A 19,714-nucleotide genomic window follows, 5' to 3' on the forward strand; every position below is an offset into this window, starting at 1 on the left:
AATGAAGTATTGGTACGGATTCAGCCTGAGTCTGCTGCTATTGGCAGCCGGCCAGGCCACAGCCGCCAATACGTTGCGCTGTGGCAGCCATTTGATCAGCATCGGTGATCGTACGAGCGAGGTGCTGCAAAAATGTGGACAGCCTGCAGCGCGTGATGATCTGGGCTACAAACGCAGCGTCAACCGCCGGGAGGAGTATCCGGTGGAGGAATGGACTTACGGACCCCGTAGCGGGATGTACCAGTACTTACGCTTCGAGAGGAATCGGCTGGTGGAGATTACCAGCAAGCGTGGGCGGTGATTGGTTGGGCTATTCCAGGGTATCTGCAGCGACAGTGCCTACGCCTTCGCGAGCAGGCTCGCTCCCGCATTTGATTGCATTTCTACCTGAAGAAACTCGGTCCGCCGTGGGAGCGAGCTTGCTCGCGATGGGGGCAACTCGGTCTCCCTGACTGGCTCACATTTCCTCTCCCAGAATAGAACAGGCCCCCGGCACGAATGCCGGGGGCCTGTAATGGCCACGTCCATGTGGCCTTTCGCATGAACTCCAAAGCATCGGCAAGCGTAAAACACAGCCCGCTTGCCGCGCCTTCTCCCGTCCAGGCGAGAAGCCTTGCCTTACTCGGATTTCAGGCCATCGGCCGACACATCACGTACCCCTTTGATTTTCTTGGCGATCGCGACGGCGGTGTCTTTCTGGGCATCGCTCAACACAGCGGTCGAAGACAGGGACACGACGCCCTTGTTGGTTTCAACCTTGATGTCGGAGCCTGGAATGCCTTTCTCGGTCACCAGGTCGGCCTTGACCTTGGTGGTGATCCAGGTATCGGAAACGTCTTCCTTAGCCTCTGTCACTTCGCCCGCAGCCAGCATCATCGGGGCCTGAGTTGCTTGAGTGGTCTCGGCGAAAGCGCTAGCCATGGTCAGGGTCAGTGCAGTGGCAGCAGCGGCAGTGATAGCGAACTTCTTCATACGAGTAACTCCTGTTTTTCTCAGAAACTGCCGAAATTGCATCGCGGCAGGTTGTCAGGAGTAGTGCGAAGGCTGTGCCAGTTTCGAAACGATGTGAAATTCGTTATAAATCAATAGGTTAAGCGAAGCGGTTATTTTCATAATCATGCAAATTGCATGACCGAGGGATTTGGTACATGCAACATGCGGGTTTTGCCGGATTGCTAAGCTCATGAATTACCGAGGTTATTTCGATATTGGAGATTTACCTCCGCTAAATGACAAAGCCCCGCTGATGCGGGGCTTTGGTTAGTCTCGCAACAACTGTCAACCCGCTGCCGCGCCAGCCGCTGCTGTGCAACCGCCCGCAGGCAAGAACTCTTCCGCAACGTTAGAAGTACATGTCCAGGCACCTGTGCCGGCACGGCTGAGAATGATCGTCTTGCCTATGATGGAGGCAGGTGCCTCTTTGATAGTGCAAGTGATGCTGGCCGTCCCAGCGGCCGCGTCACCCCCAATGGTCATCGTGCAGTTATTGCTCGACGCCGGTACGCCCGTGTTGGCAGCGGTTGGCGTTGTACCTTTATTCAGAAGGTCTTCAACCGGCACCTTCAATGAAGAAGCTTCCGCCAGCCCGACCGTCACCTTCGCCCGCGCCTGGTACTTCGAGTACTGCGGCAACGCAAACGTCGCCAGGATCCCAATGATCGCCACCACGATCAGCAGCTCGATCAGTGTAAAACCCTTTTGCTTATTCATAGACATCTCCCGTGCATGAGTCGAAATCTCATGACCTGAAACGGTCATTGCAGGGCACATGCCAACCCTGGAAGCCCCGCCAGCCCAGGCTTTCCCTGCCGCATGAGATCAACCTCCTACCCCAACAGCCGCACTATCTGACGCTTTTTGTCACCTCTGCTCGCTGGTCAGCCACCGATGCTTGACTAGGCTATAAATCATGAACAGTCCGCGTCCGGTATCCCCATGAATGACATCGCCCTCAGCGGCCTGGCCAAGCAATTGGTGTTGGCTGAACTGATCACCGAACAAAGCGCGCAGCATGCTTTTCAACAGGCCCAGCGCAACCGAGTGCCCCTGGTCAGCTACCTGGTGCAAAACAAACTGATCCAGAGCCGCCAGGTGGCGGAAATCGCCTCCGAGCATTTTGGTATCGCCCTGCTGGACCTCAACAGCCTAGACAAAGACAACCAGCCCGCCGGCCTGGTCAGCGAGAAACTGGTGCGCCAGCATCACGTGCTGCCGCTGTGGCGGCGCGGCAACAAGCTCTATGTGGGCATTTCCGACCCCACCAATCACCAAGCCATCAACGACATCCAGTTCAGCACCGGCCTGACCACCGAAGCCATCCTGGTGGAAGACGACAAGCTCAGCGATGCCATTGAAAAATTCTTCGAATCCAGCAGCACCGGCCTGGAGGGCATGGCCGACGTCGATCTCGACGGCCTGGACATCGAGTCGATCGACGACCGCAAGCAGGACACAATCGCGGGGCAGGACGGCGACGATGCGCCGGTCGTGCGTTTCGTCAACAAGATGCTGCTGGACGCGATCAAGGGCGGCTCTTCCGACCTGCACTTCGAGCCTTATGAGAAAACCTACCGGGTGCGGGTGCGTACCGACGGCATGCTGCGGGAGGTCGCCAAGCCTCCTATCCAGCTAGCCAACCGCATTGCCGCGCGCTTGAAAGTCATGGCGAGCCTGGACATTTCCGAGCGACGCAAACCCCAGGACGGTCGACTGAAGATGCGCCTGTCGAAGACCAAGTCCATCGACTTCCGGGTCAATACCCTGCCCACGCTGTGGGGGGAAAAAGTGGTGATCCGGATCCTCGATCCCTCCAGCGCGCAAATGGGCATCGATGCCCTGGGCTATGAGCCGGAACAGAAAGACCTGTACATGACAGCCTTGAAGCAACCACAAGGGTTGATCCTGGTGACCGGGCCGACCGGCTCGGGCAAGACCGTGTCGCTCTACACCGGCCTGAACATCCTCAACACCGTGGATATCAATATCTCCACGGCGGAGGACCCGGTGGAAATCAATATGGAAGGCATCAACCAGGTCAACGTGAACCCGCGCCAGGGCTTGGATTTCGCCCATGCCCTGCGCTCGTTCCTGCGTCAGGACCCGGACGTGATCATGGTCGGCGAGATCCGTGACCTGGAAACCGCCGAAATCGCCATCAAGGCCGCCCAGACCGGGCATCTGGTGCTGTCCACCCTACACACCAACAGCGCCGCCGAAACACTGATCCGCCTGCAGAACATGGGCATCCCCGGCTTCAACATTGCCACGGCGGTCCACCTGATCATCGCCCAGCGCCTGGCGCGCAAGCTGTGCGCACAGTGCAAGAGAGCCATCGAGATTCCCGAGGAAACCCTGCTTAAAGAGGGTTTCCCCCGGGAACGCATCGGCTCATTCACGATCTATGAGCCGGTCGGTTGCGAACAGTGCAACAGCGGTTACAAAGGTCGCGTGGGGGTATACGAAGTGGTGAAGAACACGCCAGAGCTGCAACGATTGATCATGGCCGAGGGCAACTCCCTGGAAATCGACCTGCAGATGCGCAAGGACGGCTTTAACGACTTGCGCACCTCGGGGCTGTTCAAAGTGATGCAAGGCATCACCAGCCTCGAAGAAATCAACCGGGTCACCAAGGATTGAACATGGCGGTCAAGGCAGTAAAAACCGACGTCTACACGTGGGAAGGCAAAGACCGCAAAGGCACGAAAATGTCCGGCGAACTGACCGGCCAAAGCCCGGCACTGGTCAAGGCACAGTTGCGCAAGCAGGGCATCAACCCGGGCAAGGTTCGCAAAAAGTCCACCTCGATATTCAGCAAGGGCAAGCGCATCAAGCCGTTGGACATCGCCCTGTTCACCCGCCAGATGGCGACGATGCTCAAGGCCGGGGTGCCGCTGTTGCAGGCGTTCGATATCATTGGCGAGGGCTTCGACAACCCGAATATGCGCAAGTTGGTGGACGAGGTGAAGCAGGAGGTCGCCGCCGGAAACAGTTTCGCCGCCTCGCTGCGCAAATGCCCCCAGTATTTTGACGAGTTGTACTGCAACCTGGTAGATGCCGGTGAGCAGGCCGGTGCCCTGGACACGCTGCTGGACCGCGTCGCGACCTACAAGGAAAAAAGCGAGGCCCTCAAGGCCAAGATCAAGAAAGCCATGACCTATCCTGCCGCGGTGATCGCCGTTGCCGCCGTGGTCACAAGCATCCTGCTGATCAAGGTCGTGCCGCAGTTCGAGTCGGTATTCGCAGGCTTTGGCGCAAAGCTGCCGGCCTTCACGCTGATGGTCATCGGCTTGTCGGAGTTCTTGCAAGAGTGGTGGTGGATGTTGCTGGGAGGGCTGGTGGGTGGGTTCTTCGGCGTGAAATATGCGCTCAAGCGTTCCCAGGCATTTCGTGACTGGCGAGACAAATGGCTGCTCAAGCTGCCCTTGATCGGCACCTTGATGTACAAGTCCGCCGTGGCTCGCTACGCCCGTACGCTGTCGACGACCTTTGCGGCCGGCGTACCATTGGTCGAAGCCCTCGATTCCGTGTCGGGCGCTACCGGCAACGTAGTGTTCAAGCGCGCGGTACAACGCATCCGGCAGGATGTCTCGACCGGCATGCAGTTGAATTTTTCAATGCGCGCTTCCGGCGTTTTCCCGAACCTGGCGATTCAGATGACCGCCATCGGCGAAGAATCAGGCGCGCTGGATGACATGCTCGACAAGGTGGCGAGTTTTTATGAAGCCGAGGTGGATAATCTGGTGGACAACCTCACCAGCCTGATGGAACCCTTCATCATGGTAATCCTGGGGGTGGTGGTCGGTGGCCTTGTGGTTGCCATGTACATGCCCATCTTCCAACTCGGCTCTGCGATCTGACATGCCCCTGAGCGAATTCTTCGTGCTTTACCCCTTGGCTTTCGTGCTGACCGCATTGCTGCTCGGGCTGATCGTCGGCAGCTTTCTCAATGTGCTGGCGTGGCGCCTGCCCAAGATGCTCGACCGTGAATGGCGCCTGCAAGCCCAGGACCTGCTGGGCCTGCCGACGCAGGCCCCTGGCCCGGTCTACAACCTGATGCTGCCTCATTCCCAATGCCCTCATTGCGGCCACCGTATCCGGGCGTGGGAAAATATTCCGCTGCTGAGCTACCTCGTGTTGCGGGGCCGTTGTTCGAGTTGCGCCGCGCCCATCGGCAAGCGCTACCCACTGACCGAACTGGCCTGCGGCGCGCTGTCGGCTTTCGTTGCCTGGCATTTCGGCTTCGGCTGGCACGCCGCGATGGCGATGGTGCTGAGCTGGGGCCTGCTGTCCATGAGCCTGATCGACGCCGAGCATCAGCTGCTGCCCGATACCCTCGTACTGCCGTTGTTGTGGCTGGGGCTGATCGTCAACAGCTTCGAGCTGTTCGTCTCGCTGAACCAGGCATTGTGGGGCGCGGTGGCGGGTTATCTGGCGCTGTGGTCGGTGTTCTGGGTCTTCAAACTGATCACCGGCAAGGAAGGCATGGGCTACGGCGACTTCAAGTTGCTGGCGATGCTGGGCGCCTGGGGGGGCTGGCAAATCTTGCCGCTGACGCTGTTGCTGTCCTCGCTGGTGGGCGCCGTCGTCGGCATTATTGTGCTGCGCATGCGGGACGCGCCGGCCTCGACACAAATCCCCTTCGGCCCCTATCTGGCCATCGCCGGCTGGATTGCGCTGCTCTGGGGTGGTCAAATAACCGACTTCTATTGGCAGTCAGTCGGTTTCTAATGAACAGCCCTGCGAAAAAACCCTGGATTCTCGGCCTGACCGGCGGCATCGGCAGCGGCAAGAGCGCCGCCGCCCAGCATTTCATCGACCTGGGCGTGCACGCGATCGATGCCGATCATGCGGCACGCTGGGTGGTCGAACCTGGACGCCCGGCACTGGCAAGCATTGCCGAGCACTTCGGCCCTGGCGTGTTGCAGGCAGACGGCGCGCTGGATCGCTCGGCGCTGCGCACGCTGATCTTCGAGAATGCCGATGAGCGTCGTTGGCTGGAAAAGCTGCTGCACCCGCTGATTGCCGAGGAAATTGCCCATCATCTGGGGCAGGCCCAATCGCCCTACGCGATCCTGGTGTCACCGCTGTTGATCGAGTCGGGACAATACGCAATGACCCAGCGGATCCTGGTGATCGACGCGCCTGAACAACTGCAGATCGAACGCACCTTGCAGCGCGACCAGACCAGCGAACAGCAGGTCCAGGCGATCCTCAAGGCCCAATCCAGCCGTCAGGACCGCCTGAACCATGCCGACGATGTGGTGGTCAACGACCGCGATCTCACCTGGCTGCACAGCGAGGTCGAGCGCCTGCATCACTTTTACCTTACCTTGCGTGGAGGCCAACCATGAGCCAACCCCCCATCGTCGATTGCCCAACCTGTGGCGCCCCGGTCGAGTGGACCCCTGAAAGTAAATTCCGGCCATTCTGCTCAGATCGCTGCAAGCTGATCGACCTGGGCGCCTGGGCGTCGGAAGAACACAAGATCCCCGTGGCCCCGGATGCCGAGGATGAGTTGTTCAGCGAAGACTTCAACCCTCGTTCCCACCATTAAACAGCGCAATCAAGGCTTGTCGTCGTCGTTCCAGGGTGCCGACAGGTAGCGCGTGCGGTTGAAAGTCTCCAGCCATTCGGGGCTGAACACCACCAACGCGCTGACCACCATGCCGTTGATGAAAGCCTCGGGAAAAATGATCAGCCAGAGGTAGCCGATGAAATCCCCCAGCCAGTAAGGCATGGCAAATATGCCGTCATGCCAGAGCAGGCCCAGCCCCAGCAGCAGGCAGACTAGCGCCGAAAGCGCGGCAGCCAGGAACCCCGAGCAGAAGATATACACAAACAGGTTGCGCGGCTGGGCACGCTCCACCAGGATCGCGCAACACTCAGTGATCAGCACTGGCAGGAGAACCAACAGCGCGCCGTTGATGCCGACCGCCATCATGTCCTGACGGCCCAGCAGCACCAGCGCGAGCTGCGCGCACAAGCCACCAAGGATCGCCAGCGGCCAGTCCAACAGCAGAGTCACGGCGGTCAGGCCGATGAAGTGATACGAAACGCCCGTGTCGAAGTCTCGTCGCACCAGCCACAACATGAACAGCGCGAACACCGTGCCGAACAACAGATGCTGGCGACGACCGTCGGTAAACAGCTCGACCCACGGAGCACGCGCCACCGCCCAGGCCAGCGCCGGCACATAGATCAGCCAGCCGGCCACCAAGGTCTGCGACGAGAGCAATTCGGCTCCGATCATCGATCTACTCCTTTGGCATGCCCGTGCAACACAGACCCCGTGGTCGCCCCGAGATTCAAGCTGGCAGTCTACACCTCCCCACGGGACGCCATTAATCAACGCAACGCTTTGGGCTTGTAGCAATTGAACGCTAAGCTTGGGTTCATGGATGATTCCGATTATTTACGCCTGCTGACCATCGCGGCCGAGCAGGCCAACGCCTTTCTCTCCAACGCCCGCAAATGGGAGCGTGAGCGGTGGGTCTGCCAGCGCCTGTTACAAGGGCTCAACGTGCCTTATCGCGCCGACGAATTCGCTCCGGCCGGAGAGCCGCCGGATGTGCTGTTTCGCGACGCCAATTTCGAAGTATTTTTTGTGCTCGACGAGGGCCGTCGTCTCAATGACGAATGGCGCGATGAACTGCAGCGTCGTCGTAGTGCCTTCTCACTGAGCCAACTGGTGCGGCGCGAGGCCAAGCCCCGACGAATTCCCGCCAATGAGTTTCTGATGAGATTGGCACCGACCCTACGCAAGAAAGCCCATAACTACACCGAGCGTGGCATGGACCTGGGCGAACTGGACATCATCGCGTTCGCCAGCCTCAAGCGCGAAGTCCTGGACCTCAACAGCCACTTCCCACCGCCGACCGAATACCTGCGCCAGGGCTGGCGCTCGCTGTCGCTGGTGGGGCCGACGTTCGCCCGGGTGCTGTTCGCCCACCCCGATGCGCCGGACTTCCTGCGAGGCAACCTGGGCCGCAGCATTGTCTTCGACGTGGGGATCAGCCTGTGATTCGCTTGTCGTCTCAGGGCTGTATACGCCGGATAGCCAGACACTGTAACGTCTTCACATTCCGCAACGTCTACCTGACGAGGCCTTTATGACCAGCCGCCTGAACCCAGATGACCAGAAGCATGTCGAAGAGTACCTGCAACTGTCCCAGCACCGAGTCGAGCGCCGGCCTTTCCGGCCGTGGATGCTCCTGGTGGTGGTACTGGCCATCACGATTGGCCTGGGCCTGTTGAGCCGATTGATCAGTTACCTGACGCTATGAGCCGCTTTTTGTCATTGACGCTCGCGCAGGTAACGGCACCGAATTCCTTTAGCCTTGCGAGATATCCCCATGACTCATCGTATTGTCATCGTTGGCGGCGGCGCCGGCGGTCTGGAGTTGGCTACCCGTCTGGGTAAGACCCTGGGCAAGCGTGGCACGGCCAGTGTGATGCTGGTCGACGCGAACCTGACCCACATCTGGAAACCGTTGCTCCACGAAGTAGCGGCCGGCTCCCTCAACTCCTCCGAAGACGAACTCAACTATGTGGCCCAGGCGAAATGGAACCACTTCGAGTTCCAGCTCGGGCGCATGAGCGGCCTGGATCGCGAGAACAAGAGAATCCAACTGGCCGCCACCTATGACGAGGCGGGCGTCGAGCTGTTGCCAGCCCGGGAGCTGGGCTACGACACGCTGGTGATCGCGGTGGGCAGCACCACCAACGATTTCGGCACCGAGGGCGCGGCGCAGCATTGCCTGTTCCTCGATACCCGCAAGCAGGCCGAGCGCTTCCACCAGCAGTTGCTTCACCACTACCTGCGCGCTCACGCCGGGCAGACCGATACCATCGAGCGCATCAGCGTTGCGATCGTCGGCGCCGGTGCGACCGGCGTTGAACTGGCGGCCGAGCTGCACAACGCCGCCCACGAACTGCATGCCTACGGCCTGGACCGGATCAAACCGGAGAACATGCACATCACCCTGATCGAGGCGGGCCCACGGGTCTTGCCGGCACTGCCAGAGCGGATCGGCGGGCCAGTGCACAAAACCCTGGAAAAACTTGGGGTGAATGTCATGACCAACGCCTCCGTCAGCCAGGTGACTGCCGACAGCTTGATTACGGCGGACGGCAAAGTGATCGACGCGAGCCTGAAAGTCTGGGCCGCCGGGATCCGCGCGCCAGAATTCCTCAAGGACATCGACGGACTGGAGACCAACCGGATCAACCAGCTGCAGGTGCTGCCGACACTCCAGACCACTCGCGACGACAACATCTTTGCCTTCGGCGACTGCGCCGCCTGCCCGCAACCGGACAGCGACCGCAACGTCCCACCCCGCGCCCAGGCAGCGCATCAGCAAGCCTCGCTGCTGGCTAAATCGCTGAAGTTGCGGATCGAGGGCAAGGCCTTGCCTGAATACAAATACACTGACTACGGCTCGCTGATCTCGCTGTCGCGCTTTTCGGCGGTGGGTAACCTGATGGGCAACCTGACCGGCAGCGTGATGCTTGAAGGCTGGCTGGCGCGGATGTTCTATGTGTCGTTGTACCGCATGCACCAGATGGCGCTGTACGGGATGTTCCGTACCGCGATGCTGATGCTGGGTAGCAAGATCGGGCGTGGGACCGAGCCACGGTTGAAACTGCACTGACATGACGATCGTTCCCACGCTTCGCGTGGGAACACCGCCCGTCCAGCACTTAGTCGTCAATCAAACCTGAAACCGCTGCACCATCGTGCGCAGCGAGTTTGCAAGCTGCGACAATTCATGGCTGGAGGCACTGGTCTGATCCGCGCCGGAAGCCGAGCGCACGGACAAATCGCGAATATTCACCAGGTTGCGATCAACCTCGCGAGCCACTTGCGCCTGTTCTTCGGCGGCACTGGCGATGACCAGGTTGCGCTCATGGATCTCGCTGACCGATGCCGTAATGGTTTGCAGCGCTTCCCCTGCCCGCTCCGCCATCGCGAGGGTGCTCGCCGCACGGCTGGAACTGGCTTGCATGGAATCCAGCGCCTGGGTGGCACCGCTGCGCATGCCCTGGACCATCTGCTCGATCTCCTGGGTCGATTGCTGCGTGCGATACGCCAGCGCCCGCACCTCGTCGGCAACCACCGCAAACCCCCGCCCGCTCTCTCCCGCCCGGGCCGCTTCAATGGCCGCGTTAAGGGCCAGCAAGTTGGTCTGCTCGGCAATGGCCCGAATCACATCCAGCACTTTGCCGATATCCTGGGATTGGCTGGCCAGTGACTGCACCAGGCCGCCGGTAACCTGAACATCGTTGGCGAGCGCGCTGATGGCGTCGACGGTGTCGCTGACCCGCTCCTGCCCCAACGTCGCCGATTCGCTGGATTGGCGGGTGGCGTCGGAGGTTGAAACGGCGTTGCGCGCGACTTCCTCCACGGCGGTGGTCATCTCGGTGACGGCAGTGGCAGCCTGTTCAATTTCGTTGTTCTGCTGCTGCAGGCTGTGGGTGCTGTCGAGCGTGACGGCGTTCAGCTCATCGGCTGCCGTGGCCAGTTGCGCGGCCGAGCCGCTGATGCCCTGCAACGTCTCACGCAGATTCTGCTGCATGGCCGCCAGCGCCATGAGCAAACGGCTGACTTCATCGTTGCCATGGGTCTCGATCGGCCGGGTCAGGTCACCCCGGGCTACGCTCTGCGCAGCATTCAGCGCCTCGCCCAGGGGCTTGACGATGCTGCGCGTGAGCAACATGGCCAGGGCCACCGTAGCCAGGGCGGCAAGCACAATGAACAGGCTGACGATCATGCGGGAATTGACGTAGTGCTCCTGGGACTTCTGGCTCTCGATCGACACCTGCTTGGAGAATAATTCCGCCAGATCATTGAGCTGTTTGCCCGAACCGTCCACCACGGTTTTCATGTCCACCAGCAACAGCTTGATCAGCTCATCCCGACGCCCCTGCTCCGCCAAGGTAAACGACTGGGCGATACCCGAACGATAGGCGGCGAAAGTCTGTTTGAACTGGTCGTAAAGCGCCTTGCCTTCCGGCGTGACGACCAATTTGTCGTAACTGGCGATTTTTTCGCTCAGTTCTTTATCGCGGGTATCCATCTGGCCGCGATACACCGCAATGTTTTTCGGGTCCTGATCCAAGGCCATGCGCAGGGAAATGGTGCGAATGCGCAGCATCAATTCACGGATCTCGTCTCCGCCACGGATGCTGGGCAACCACTGGGTTTCCACCGCGACCTCACTGTCGCGAATGCTCGACATCTGTCCCAGCGCAAAGACCCCGAGCAGCGCCACCAGGACGGCGATCAAGGCAAAACCCAGCGCGGCGCGGCGGGCAATATTCAGTTGGCGAAGGAACATGTCGGGCGCCTTTTCTTGTTGTTGGCCTGAAGGTGGGCGATCGATGCTTGCCCTGTTGGCGGGTTATCGGCAGGTTGTACGACGACTTGAAGCCATCGGCTTTTCCGCAGGCAAAAAAAATCCCCGTATCTTTCGATACGGGGATTCTTAATATGGTCGGGGTAAGGGGATTCGAACTCCTGACATCCTGCTCCCAAAGCAGGCGCGCTACCGGACTGCGCTATACCCCGGTAAAAAAAAGGCGACCTTCGCAAGTCGCCTTCCTCGATCAGCGCTTTTGGCCTCTGATCTTAAGATTCGATTCCAGCGAACTGGTTTCAAAAATGGTGGGTCGTGTGGGATTCGAACCTACGACCAATTGGTTAAAAGCCAACTGCTCTACCAACTGAGCTAACGACCCAAATATGGTCGGGGTAAGGGGATTCGAACTCCTGACATCCTGCTCCCAAAGCAGGCGCGCTACCGGACTGCGCTATACCCCGATTGAAATGGCTCCGTGACCAGGACTCGAACCTGGGACCCAATGATTAACAGTCATTTGCTCTACCGACTGAGCTATCACGGAACTGATATTTCAAGTTACTGCTATTTGAAGCTACAACATTGAAGCCAGCTTCAACCTCTTCTACCCGTCAGCATCGCTGCGTTCGTGTGTCTGAGGCGCGCTATTCTACAATCTTCGTAACCTCTGTCAACCCCTTAAATTGCTTTCAAGACAATGATTTGCAACTTATTTTAGGTTCCTTCCCAAAGAGAAGTCGCCCTTGGGGTGACGTACTGCGGGGCGCACTTTACAAGTCTTTTCCTTTGAGTTCAACGGCCTGATGAAAAAAATGGCCTCGCAATGCAAGGCCATTCCAATATCCGGCGATGCCGGCCTTCAGTTGAAGACGATTTCGTCGTTTTCCACGGTACCGGTCACGGTTTCGCCCGGCATGAACCGCCCGGACAGAATCAACTGCGCCAACGGGTTTTCGATCCAGCGCTGGATCGCTCGCTTGAGCGGCCGCGCGCCATAGACCGGGTCGTAACCCACCGCGATCAGCTTGTCCAACGCCTCGTCGCTCAGTTGCAGCTTCAACTCGCGCTCGGTGAGGCGGCTGCGCAGGCGACCCAGCTGGATCTCGGTGATGCCGGCGATCTGATCCCGGGCCAACGGCTCAAAGATCACCACTTCGTCAACACGGTTGATGAACTCCGGCCGGAAGTGCGTAGAGATCGCATCCATCACTGCGGCACGTTGCGCCTCGCGATCGCCGACCAGCTCCTGAATCTGCGTCGAGCCCAGGTTGGAGGTCATCACGATCACCGTGTTGCGAAAGTCCACCGTGCGCCCATGACTGTCGGTCAGGCGACCGTCCTCCAGCACTTGCAGCAGGATGTTAAAGACATCCGGGTGCGCTTTCTCGACCTCATCGAGCAATATCACCGAGTACGGCTTGCGACGCACGGCCTCGGTCAGGTAACCGCCCTCTTCATATCCAACATAGCCCGGCGGTGCGCCGATCAAGCGGGCCACGGAGTGCTTCTCCATGAATTCGGACATGTCGATGCGCACCATGGCTTCCTCGGTATCGAAGAGGAACTCGGCCAGCGCCTTGCACAGCTCGGTTTTACCCACACCGGTCGGGCCGAGGAACATGAACGAGCCGCTCGGACGGTTGGGGTCCGACAACCCGGCACGGGACCGGCGCACGGCGTTGGACACCGCCACCACCGCTTCTTCCTGGCCGATCACACGCTGGTGCAACAGGCTTTCCATCTTCAGCAGCTTGTCGCGCTCGCCTTCGAGCATCTTCGAGACCGGAATGCCGGTCCACTTGGACACCACTTCGGCGATTTCTTCCTCGGTGACCTTGCTGCGCAGCAGCTGGTTTTCGCTTTTGCCGTGTTGGTCGACCATCTGCAGGCTGCGCTCCAGGTCCGGGATGACCCCGTATTGCAGCTCGGCCATGCGGTTGAGGTCACCTTTGCGGCGAGCCGCTTCCAGCTCCTGGCGGGATTGTTCGATCTTTTGCTGGATCTGAGCCGAACCCTGGACTTCAGCTTTTTCCGAATTCCAGATCTCTTCGAGATCGGAATATTCGCGCTCGTGACGAACGATTTCTTCCTGCAATCTTTCCAGACGTTTCTTCGCCGCTTCGTCGCTTTCTTTTTTCAGCGCCTGGGACTCGACCTTGAGTTGAATCAAGCGTCGCTCCAACCGATCCAGCACTTCGGGCTTGGAGTCGATTTCCATGCGGATACGGCTGGCGGCCTCGTCGATCAGGTCGATGGCCTTGTCCGGCAACTGACGGTCGGTGATATAGCGATGGCTGAGCTTGGCCGCCGCGATGATCGCGCCATCGGTGATGGCCACTTTGTGGTGGACCTCATAGCGCTCCTTCAGGCCGCGCAAGATGGCGATGGTGTCTTCTTCGCTGGGCTCATCCACCAGCACTTTCTGGAATCGCCGCTCAAGCGCCGCGTCTTTCTCGATGTATTGGCGGTATTCGTTGAGCGTGGTCGCACCGACGCAATGCAGCTCACCACGGGCCAGCGCAGGCTTGAGCATGTTGCCGGCGTCCATCGAGCCTTCGCCCTTGCCGGCGCCAACCATGGTGTGCAATTCATCGATGAATAGAATGATCTGGCCTTCCTGCTTCGACAGTTCATTGAGCAGGGCCTTGAGCCGTTCTTCGAATTCACCGCGATACTTGGCGCCAGCGATCAGCGCCCCCATGTCCAGAGACAGCAGGCGCTTGCCCTTCAGCCCGTCCGGCACTTCGCCGTTGATGATGCGCTGGGCCAAGCCTTCGGCGATGGCGGTCTTACCCACGCCGGGCTCACCGATCAGGACCGGGTTGTTCTTCGTGCGCCGTTGCAGGACCTGGATGGTTCGACGGATTTCATCGTCACGGCCGATCACCGGGTCGAGCTTGCCTTCTTCGGCGCGCTTGGTCAGGTCGACGGTGTATTTATCCAGGGCTTGACGCGCTTCCTCGTGGTTCGGGTCGTTGACCGCATCGCCCCCGCGCAGGTTGTTGATGGCGTTTTCCAAGGCTTTCTTGCTCACGCCCTGACCGAGCAGCAACTTGCCAAGCTTGCTGTTCTCGTCCATCGCGGCGAGCAACACCAGTTCGCTGGAAATGAACTGGTCGCCCTTCTGCTGGGCCAGGCGGTCGGCCTGGTTGAGCAGCCGCGCCAGATCCTGGGACATGTTCACATCACCGGTCGGATTCTGGATCTTGGGCAACTGGTCGAGTTCTTTGGCCAGTTCCTTGCGCAGGCTGTTGACGTCAAAGCCCACTTGCATCAGCAGCGGCTTGATCGAGCCGCCCTGCTGTTCGAGCATGGCCTGCATCAAATGCGCCGGTTCGATACTGGGATGGTCCAGCCCGACGGCCAAGGACTGGGCGTCGGACAAGGCCAATTGTAATTTGCTGGTTAAACGGTCAATACGCATGGGTCACCTTCCTATTGAGCAGGCCGGACCTAAAAAACATCCTGAATGAAGAAACCTGCCAGATACCGCTATAGATGTGGCCGATTCTGGAAGATTCAAGCAGCGCACTGTTGATACAGATCAGGAGAGTCTAGCGTTCGAGCCAGATCAAGGAAGCGAAGCGACCGGTGCGCGCGTTGCGGCGATAGGAAAAGAAGCGTGGGTCGGTCACGGTGCACAAGCCGCCACCGTACACGGCGGTAACGCCCCGTGCCGCCAGACGCAGGCGCGCCAGCGCGTAGATATCAGCCAGGAACTTGCCGGTGTTGTGGCTGGGTACGAAGGCTCGCTCTGCGTCGGCCAGTTGCGCAATAAAGGCTTCGCGCACTTCCGGCCCAACTTCGAACGCTTGCGGACCGATGGCCGGGCCGAGCCAGGCAAGGATTTCATCCGCGGGCATGGCAAGGCTATCGAGGGTGGCTTCCAGCACACCGTTCGCCAGTCCGCGCCACCCGGCATGGGCCGCCGCGACATGGGTTGCGGCGCGGTTGCAGAACAACACCGGCAGGCAATCGGCCGTCATTGCCGTGCAAGCGACACCCGGCGTGGCGCTCCAGCTCGCATCAGCGGTAACCACCTGGGTCGGATCAGCCTCGACCACGTCAATACCGTGGACTTGCTGCAGCCAGGTTGGAGTAATCGCGAATCGGTCGGTGAGGCGGCGACGATTTTCAGCGACGTCCGCAGGGTCGTCGCCGACATGGTCGCCCAGGTTGAGGCTGTCGAACGGCGCCAGGCTGACGCCGCCTTCGCGGGTGGTGACGCAGGCTTTGACCCGGGCTGGCGCGGGCCAGTCGGGGAGCAGCCAGTCATTCATCCGATGAACGCCTCGCGGTCCTGCTTGAGCAACGTCAAAAGCCAGACAAAATCATCCGGCAGCGGCGATTCCCAGCTCATGCGCTTGCCGGTCGTCGGGTGATCGAGCTCAAGGAAGCGCGCGTGCAGCGCCTGTCGAGGGAAATTCTTCAGTGATTCCACCATGGTCTGGCTGGCAGCCGGTGGAATACGGAAACGACCGCCATAGGCCGGGTCGCCCACCAATGGGAAATTGATGTGAGCCATGTGCACGCGGATCTGGTGGGTCCGGCCGGTTTCCAGCTTGACCCGCACGTGGGTGTGGGAACGGAAGCGTTCAAGCACGCGGTAGTGGCTGACGGCCTGCTTTCCGCCTTCCATCACGGCCATGCGCTGGCGCTGCTGGCCGTGACGGCCGATCGGCGCGTTGATCTTGCCACCGGCGGTGACCACCCCGATCACGATGCACTCATAGATGCGGCTGACGCTCCGGCTTTGCAGCTGTGTCACCAGTTGCGTCTGCGCCTGGATGGTCTTGGCGACCACCATCAGACCGGTGGTGTCCTTGTCCAGGCGATGGACGATACCGGCGCGCGGCACATTGATGATGCCCGGCACGTGGTGCAGCAAGGCGTTGAGCAACGTGCCGTCGGCATGACCGGCCGCCGGGTGGACCACCAGGCCCGCAGGCTTGTTGATCACCAGGATATCGTCGTCTTCATAGACGATGTCCAGGGCAATGTCCTGGGCGACCCATTCTCCCTGGGCCTCCTGCTCGGCGGTCAGCTCGAGGACGGCACCGCCATGGACGATGTCGCGCGGGCGGATCACCGCCCCGTCCACCGTCAGGCGGCCGTCCTTGATCCAGGCGGAAAGGCGCGAGCGCGAGTGCTCGGCGAAGAGTTGGGCGGCGACTTGATCGAGGCGTTGGCCGCCCAATTCGGACGGCACCTCTGCGCGAAGTTCTATTTTATCGGACATGCTCGGACTGGGCGTCGGCACAGCCTTTGGTTTCGGCTGCGCGCTTGTGGTTAAATACGGCGTCTTTTGCCCCGAGGCTTTCAACGGGGCGCTCATCATAACAGGACGGCCCCGCCCAAGACAGCGGCCGTCATAGGGACGCAAGCCGCCATGCAAGTGAAACACCTGCTGCTGATCGCCATCCTCGCATTGACTGCTGCTTGCTCGTCGAAGGAAGTCGTAGACGAAAACCTGAGCGAAGTCGAACTGTACCAACAGGCGCAGAACGACCTGGATAACAACAGCTACACCAGCGCCACCGCCAAGCTGAAGGCGCTGGAGTCGCGGTATCCGTTCGGTCGCTACGCCGACCAGGCGCAGTTGGAGCTGATCTACGCCAACTACAAGAACGCCGAGCCGGAAGCTGCCAAGTCCGCCGCCGAGCGCTTCATTCGTCTGCACCCGCAGCACCCGAACGTCGATTACGCTTACTACCTCAAGGGCCTGACCTCCTTCGACCAGGACGTCGGACTGCTGGCGCGCTTCCTGCCGCTGGACATGACCAAGCGTGACCCGGGCGCCGCGCGCGACTCCTACAACGAGTTCGCCCAGCTGACCAGCCGCTTCCCCAACAGCCGTTATTCGCCCGACGCCAAGCAGCGCATGATCTACCTGCGCAACCTGCTGGCGTCCTACGAAATCCACGTGGCTGATTACTACCTGACTCGCCAGGCCTACGTCGCCGCCGCCAACCGTGGCCGATACGTGGTGGAAAACTTCCAGGAAACCCCATCGGTCGGCGACGGCCTGGCGGTGATGACCGAAGCCTACCAGCGCCTGCACCTGGACGAACTTGCGGCCACCAGCCTGGAAACCCTGAAGCTGAACTACCCCGACCACCCTTCCCTGGTCGACGGCCAATTCACCCCACGCGTCGACGAAGCCGACAACCGTTCGTGGCTGAGCAAGGCGACCCTTGGCCTGATCGAGTCCCGTCCTCCGCTGCCACCGGGCGAAACCCGCGCCAACCAGGACGTACAGCGTCAGTTCCAGGATGCCAAGGAAGCCATTCCGAACGAGCTCAAGCCAAAGGATGAAAATGGCGACGTGATCGAAGAGCCAGAGCCTGAAAGCGAGTCCAGCGACCGCTCCTGGTTCAGCTACATGACCTTCGGCCTGTTCGACTGACACACGGCCCGATGAAAAAGGAGACTCGCGAGTCTCCTTTTTTGTGCCTGGGTTTTATTGCGCTGTGCGCCGTTCCTGTCCTTGGCTAAACTGCCTGATCTCTAGCCAAAAAGTCGCCCACCATGCTTCGTCTATTGTTCTGGATCGTACTGATTGCCGCCGCGATATGGCTGTGGCGCAAGTTCAAGGGTGCCTCCTCCGCGTCCAACGCGCCCCGGGAGCAGGACGCGCCGCCGATGGTTCGCTGCGCCCATTGCGGCGTTCACTTGCCACGGGACCGGGCGCTGGAGCTCCAGCAACAATGGTACTGCAGCCAAGCTCATCTCGAGCAAGGCCCGGGCACTCGTGATCGCTAAGGACGAACGCCCTCGCGTCAAACAGGCGCAGCGCCTGCTGCGTCTTTATCACCTGTACCGCCTCAGCATCGGCATCACCCTGGTGCTGTTGATCTCCAGCAACATGGACAACCGCCTGCTGGAGTTCGCCAACGACGACCTGCTACGCAGTGGCAGTTGGTTATACCTGATATTGAACATCCTGCTGGTAGTGTTCCTGGAGAACACTCGCCACCCCGCGCGACTGTTTGGCCTGGCATTGACCGACATATTGCTGCTGTCGTGGCTGTTCTTCGTCGCGGGCGGCGCCCCCAGCGCCATCGGTAACCTGATCATTGTGTCGGTGGCGATCGGCAATACCTTGCTGCGCGGCCGAATCGGCCTTCTGCTCGCCGCCGTGGCCACCCTCGGAATCGTCGGCTCGACTTTCGTGCTCGGCCTCAGCGATTCGAGCCGGCCCAGCAGTTATTTGCAGGCGGGCACCCTGGGCGCCTTGTGCTTTGCCGCCGCGTTGCTCGTGCAGCGCCTGACCCGACGACTGGAAGCGAGCGAGATCCTCGCCGAGCAAAGGGCCAGCGAAGTGCTCAGCCTCGAAGCGCTCAACGCATTGATCCTGCAACGCATGCGCACCGGCATCCTGGTCCTGGATCGTCAACGCAGGGTCCAACTGGCCAATGAAAGCGCCTTGAACCTGCTGGGCATGCATGACCTGATCGGCCAGCGAATCGACGATTCATCGATCGCCCTGGTCGAACGACTGCAACTATGGCTGAACAACCCCAGCCTGCGGCCGCAAAGCCTGACCATCAGCGGCAGCGGCCTGACGTTGCAGCCCAGCTTTATCGCCCTGGGATCGCAGGATCAGCAGCAGATCCTGGTATTTCTCGAAGATCTGGCCCAGGTGGCCCAACACGCCCAGCAACTGAAGTTGGCTTCCCTCGGTCGCCTCACCGCCGGTATCGCCCATGAAATCCGCAACCCGCTGGGAGCGATCAGCCACGCTGCGCAATTGCTGCGCGAGTCCGAGGAACTGAACGACGCGGACCGGCGTCTGACGCAGATTATTCAAGATCACTCCCAACGCATGAATCGCGTCATCGAGAATGTCCTGCAGCTGTCACGCCGCCAGCAAACCGCGCCCCAACGCCTGGATCTACGCACCTGGTTGGAGCAATTCGTCCAACAGGCCAGGGAAAGCGCCGCGCAACACCAACAGTTGCACCTGGACATCGCTCCAGGCGACTACATCACCCTGATGGACCCCGGCCAGCTGGCCCAGGTGCTGGATAACCTGCTGCGCAACGCCTGGCGCCACAGCGCAATGGCCCATGAACAGGCCGAGGCGTGGCTGGAGCTATTCACCGATCCCCGCAGTCAACTGGCGACACTGGACATCCGCGACAACGGCCCCGGCGTGACACCTGACCAGCAGACACACCTGTTCGAACCGTTCTTCACCACCAGCAACCAGGGTACCGGCCTTGGGCTCTATCTGTCCCGTGAGCTGTGCGAAAGCAACCAGGCCCGCCTAGACTTCAAACCACGCCAAGGCGGCGGCTGCTTTCGCATCACCTTTGCTCACGGACGGAAACAGATTTGAATACACGCTCACGGCA

Annotated in this window: 19 protein-coding genes and 4 tRNA genes; 12 read left to right on the top strand and 11 right to left on the bottom strand. The window is 60.3% G+C overall.

Annotation, left to right across the window (positions count from 1 at the left end; all coding sequences use genetic code 11):
• Position 1: 1 nt before the first annotated feature.
• Positions 2 to 301 carry a DUF2845 domain-containing protein gene (locus J3P76_RS21380; RefSeq protein WP_420767616.1) on the top strand — a complete coding sequence of 100 codons (300 nt, stop codon included), beginning with the start codon at positions 2 to 4 and terminating at the stop codon, positions 299 to 301.
• A gap of 317 nt (positions 302 to 618) precedes the next feature.
• Here J3P76_RS21380 and J3P76_RS21385 read toward each other — a convergent pair whose 3' ends face one another.
• Positions 619 to 972 (bottom strand): BON domain-containing protein, encoded by a 354-nt coding sequence (locus J3P76_RS21385; RefSeq protein WP_420767617.1) that lies wholly within the window; start codon positions 970 to 972, stop codon positions 619 to 621.
• Between the two features lie 306 nt (positions 973 to 1,278).
• Complete coding sequence (locus J3P76_RS21390) at positions 1,279 to 1,710, bottom strand: pilin (RefSeq protein ID WP_420767618.1); 432 nt, start codon at positions 1,708 to 1,710, stop codon at positions 1,279 to 1,281.
• 225 nt (positions 1,711 to 1,935) lie between these two features.
• Between J3P76_RS21390 and pilB the strand changes: the two genes are divergently transcribed.
• Genes pilB through yacG form a run of 5 tightly spaced genes read left to right on the top strand, consistent with a single transcriptional unit; the run spans position 1,936 to position 6,553 of the window.
• Positions 1,936 to 3,636, top strand: coding sequence for a type IV-A pilus assembly ATPase PilB (gene pilB, locus J3P76_RS21395; protein ID WP_434609505.1), 1,701 nt, complete (start codon positions 1,936 to 1,938; stop codon positions 3,634 to 3,636).
• Positions 3,637 to 3,638: 2 nt separating this feature from the next.
• Positions 3,639 to 4,856, top strand: coding sequence for a type II secretion system F family protein (locus tag J3P76_RS21400; RefSeq protein ID WP_420767620.1), 1,218 nt, complete (start codon positions 3,639 to 3,641; stop codon positions 4,854 to 4,856).
• A gap of 1 nt (position 4,857) precedes the next feature.
• The gene (locus J3P76_RS21405) at positions 4,858 to 5,727 is read left to right on the top strand and encodes a prepilin peptidase (RefSeq protein WP_434609503.1); all 870 of its coding nucleotides are present in this window, start codon (positions 4,858 to 4,860) and stop codon (positions 5,725 to 5,727) included.
• Positions 5,727 to 6,350 (top strand): dephospho-CoA kinase, encoded by a 624-nt coding sequence (gene coaE, locus J3P76_RS21410; protein ID WP_420767622.1) that lies wholly within the window; start codon positions 5,727 to 5,729, stop codon positions 6,348 to 6,350. Before J3P76_RS21405 ends, coaE begins: the two co-directional genes overlap by 1 nt.
• Positions 6,347 to 6,553 (top strand): DNA gyrase inhibitor YacG, encoded by a 207-nt coding sequence (yacG, locus tag J3P76_RS21415; RefSeq protein WP_030140256.1) that lies wholly within the window; start codon positions 6,347 to 6,349, stop codon positions 6,551 to 6,553. The genes coaE and yacG overlap by 4 nt, the downstream gene beginning before the upstream one ends.
• A gap of 9 nt (positions 6,554 to 6,562) precedes the next feature.
• Here yacG and J3P76_RS21420 read toward each other — a convergent pair whose 3' ends face one another.
• On the bottom strand, positions 6,563 to 7,249 hold the full coding sequence (locus J3P76_RS21420; RefSeq protein ID WP_420767623.1) for an energy-coupling factor ABC transporter permease: 687 nt from the start codon (positions 7,247 to 7,249) through the stop codon (positions 6,563 to 6,565).
• A gap of 144 nt (positions 7,250 to 7,393) precedes the next feature.
• Between J3P76_RS21420 and J3P76_RS21425 the strand changes: the two genes are divergently transcribed.
• From J3P76_RS21425 to J3P76_RS21435, 3 genes are all read left to right on the top strand, one after another.
• A complete protein-coding gene (locus tag J3P76_RS21425; protein WP_030140261.1) occupies positions 7,394 to 8,020 on the top strand; it encodes a DUF1780 domain-containing protein in 627 nt (208 codons plus the stop codon).
• A gap of 88 nt (positions 8,021 to 8,108) precedes the next feature.
• Positions 8,109 to 8,282: a DUF3094 family protein gene (locus J3P76_RS21430; protein ID WP_039593877.1), complete on the top strand. Its 174-nt coding sequence runs from the start codon at positions 8,109 to 8,111 to the stop codon at positions 8,280 to 8,282.
• Between the two features lie 69 nt (positions 8,283 to 8,351).
• Positions 8,352 to 9,650 (top strand): NAD(P)/FAD-dependent oxidoreductase, encoded by a 1,299-nt coding sequence (locus J3P76_RS21435; RefSeq protein ID WP_420767624.1) that lies wholly within the window; start codon positions 8,352 to 8,354, stop codon positions 9,648 to 9,650.
• Between the two features lie 60 nt (positions 9,651 to 9,710).
• On the opposite strand, the gene J3P76_RS21440 is transcribed toward J3P76_RS21435, so the two are convergent.
• The 8 genes from J3P76_RS21440 to rluD all read right to left on the bottom strand — a co-directional run bounded on the left by J3P76_RS21440 (position 9,711) and on the right by rluD (position 16,596).
• Entirely contained in the window at positions 9,711 to 11,336 is a 1,626-nt protein-coding gene (locus J3P76_RS21440; RefSeq protein WP_434701217.1) for a methyl-accepting chemotaxis protein, read from the bottom strand.
• 153 nt (positions 11,337 to 11,489) lie between these two features.
• A tRNA-Pro gene (locus J3P76_RS21445) sits at positions 11,490 to 11,566 on the bottom strand.
• A gap of 94 nt (positions 11,567 to 11,660) precedes the next feature.
• Positions 11,661 to 11,736 (bottom strand) — tRNA-Lys (locus tag J3P76_RS21450).
• A gap of 5 nt (positions 11,737 to 11,741) precedes the next feature.
• Positions 11,742 to 11,818, bottom strand: a tRNA-Pro gene (locus J3P76_RS21455).
• A gap of 7 nt (positions 11,819 to 11,825) precedes the next feature.
• A tRNA-Asn gene (locus J3P76_RS21460) sits at positions 11,826 to 11,901 on the bottom strand.
• A gap of 315 nt (positions 11,902 to 12,216) precedes the next feature.
• The gene (gene clpB / locus J3P76_RS21465) at positions 12,217 to 14,781 is read right to left on the bottom strand and encodes an ATP-dependent chaperone ClpB (RefSeq protein ID WP_420767625.1); all 2,565 of its coding nucleotides are present in this window, start codon (positions 14,779 to 14,781) and stop codon (positions 12,217 to 12,219) included.
• 130 nt (positions 14,782 to 14,911) lie between these two features.
• Entirely contained in the window at positions 14,912 to 15,637 is a 726-nt protein-coding gene (gene pgeF / locus J3P76_RS21470; RefSeq protein ID WP_434562252.1) for a peptidoglycan editing factor PgeF, read from the bottom strand.
• Positions 15,634 to 16,596, bottom strand: coding sequence for a 23S rRNA pseudouridine(1911/1915/1917) synthase RluD (gene rluD, locus J3P76_RS21475; RefSeq protein ID WP_420767627.1), 963 nt, complete (start codon positions 16,594 to 16,596; stop codon positions 15,634 to 15,636). Before rluD ends, pgeF begins: the two co-directional genes overlap by 4 nt.
• A 150-nt stretch (positions 16,597 to 16,746) precedes the next feature.
• Between rluD and J3P76_RS21480 the strand changes: the two genes are divergently transcribed.
• The 3 genes from J3P76_RS21480 (at position 16,747) to J3P76_RS21490 (ending at position 19,698) form a co-directional block, all read left to right on the top strand.
• Complete coding sequence (locus J3P76_RS21480; RefSeq protein WP_420767628.1) at positions 16,747 to 17,763, top strand: outer membrane protein assembly factor BamD; 1,017 nt, start codon at positions 16,747 to 16,749, stop codon at positions 17,761 to 17,763.
• Positions 17,764 to 17,885: 122 nt separating this feature from the next.
• Positions 17,886 to 18,119, top strand: coding sequence for a PP0621 family protein (locus tag J3P76_RS21485; RefSeq protein WP_434562250.1), 234 nt, complete (start codon positions 17,886 to 17,888; stop codon positions 18,117 to 18,119).
• On the top strand, positions 18,109 to 19,698 hold the full coding sequence (locus J3P76_RS21490; RefSeq protein ID WP_434701218.1) for a two-component system sensor histidine kinase NtrB: 1,590 nt from the start codon (positions 18,109 to 18,111) through the stop codon (positions 19,696 to 19,698). Before J3P76_RS21485 ends, J3P76_RS21490 begins: the two co-directional genes overlap by 11 nt.
• Positions 19,699 to 19,714: the final 16 nt, after the last annotated feature.

The organism is Pseudomonas sp. D1-36, assembly GCF_051132205.1.
Classification (GTDB): domain Bacteria; phylum Pseudomonadota; class Gammaproteobacteria; order Pseudomonadales; family Pseudomonadaceae; genus Aquipseudomonas.

What these genes read in the sequence shown, in the direction of transcription:
- J3P76_RS21485 (WP_434562250.1), top strand. Translation starts at nt 17,886, where the DNA reads ATGCTTCGTCTATTGTTCTGGATCGTACTGATTGCCGCCGCGATATGG.
- J3P76_RS21430 (WP_039593877.1), top strand. Translation starts at nt 8,109, where the DNA reads ATGACCAGCCGCCTGAACCCAGATGACCAGAAGCATGTCGAAGAGTAC.
- yacG (WP_030140256.1), top strand. Translation starts at nt 6,347, where the DNA reads ATGAGCCAACCCCCCATCGTCGATTGCCCAACCTGTGGCGCCCCGGTC.
- clpB (WP_420767625.1), bottom strand. Translation starts at nt 14,781, where the DNA reads ATGCGTATTGACCGTTTAACCAGCAAATTACAATTGGCCTTGTCCGAC.
- rluD (WP_420767627.1), bottom strand. Translation starts at nt 16,596, where the DNA reads ATGTCCGATAAAATAGAACTTCGCGCAGAGGTGCCGTCCGAATTGGGC.
- coaE (WP_420767622.1), top strand. Translation starts at nt 5,727, where the DNA reads ATGAACAGCCCTGCGAAAAAACCCTGGATTCTCGGCCTGACCGGCGGC.
- J3P76_RS21480 (WP_420767628.1), top strand. Translation starts at nt 16,747, where the DNA reads ATGCAAGTGAAACACCTGCTGCTGATCGCCATCCTCGCATTGACTGCT.
- J3P76_RS21420 (WP_420767623.1), bottom strand. Translation starts at nt 7,249, where the DNA reads ATGATCGGAGCCGAATTGCTCTCGTCGCAGACCTTGGTGGCCGGCTGG.
- J3P76_RS21440 (WP_434701217.1), bottom strand. Translation starts at nt 11,336, where the DNA reads ATGTTCCTTCGCCAACTGAATATTGCCCGCCGCGCCGCGCTGGGTTTT.
- pgeF (WP_434562252.1), bottom strand. Translation starts at nt 15,637, where the DNA reads ATGAATGACTGGCTGCTCCCCGACTGGCCCGCGCCAGCCCGGGTCAAA.
- pilB (WP_434609505.1), top strand. Translation starts at nt 1,936, where the DNA reads ATGAATGACATCGCCCTCAGCGGCCTGGCCAAGCAATTGGTGTTGGCT.
- J3P76_RS21390 (WP_420767618.1), bottom strand. Translation starts at nt 1,710, where the DNA reads ATGAATAAGCAAAAGGGTTTTACACTGATCGAGCTGCTGATCGTGGTG.
- J3P76_RS21385 (WP_420767617.1), bottom strand. Translation starts at nt 972, where the DNA reads ATGAAGAAGTTCGCTATCACTGCCGCTGCTGCCACTGCACTGACCCTG.
- J3P76_RS21380 (WP_420767616.1), top strand. Translation starts at nt 2, where the DNA reads ATGAAGTATTGGTACGGATTCAGCCTGAGTCTGCTGCTATTGGCAGCC.
- J3P76_RS21405 (WP_434609503.1), top strand. Translation starts at nt 4,858, where the DNA reads ATGCCCCTGAGCGAATTCTTCGTGCTTTACCCCTTGGCTTTCGTGCTG.
- J3P76_RS21400 (WP_420767620.1), top strand. Translation starts at nt 3,639, where the DNA reads ATGGCGGTCAAGGCAGTAAAAACCGACGTCTACACGTGGGAAGGCAAA.
- J3P76_RS21435 (WP_420767624.1), top strand. Translation starts at nt 8,352, where the DNA reads ATGACTCATCGTATTGTCATCGTTGGCGGCGGCGCCGGCGGTCTGGAG.
- J3P76_RS21425 (WP_030140261.1), top strand. Translation starts at nt 7,394, where the DNA reads ATGGATGATTCCGATTATTTACGCCTGCTGACCATCGCGGCCGAGCAG.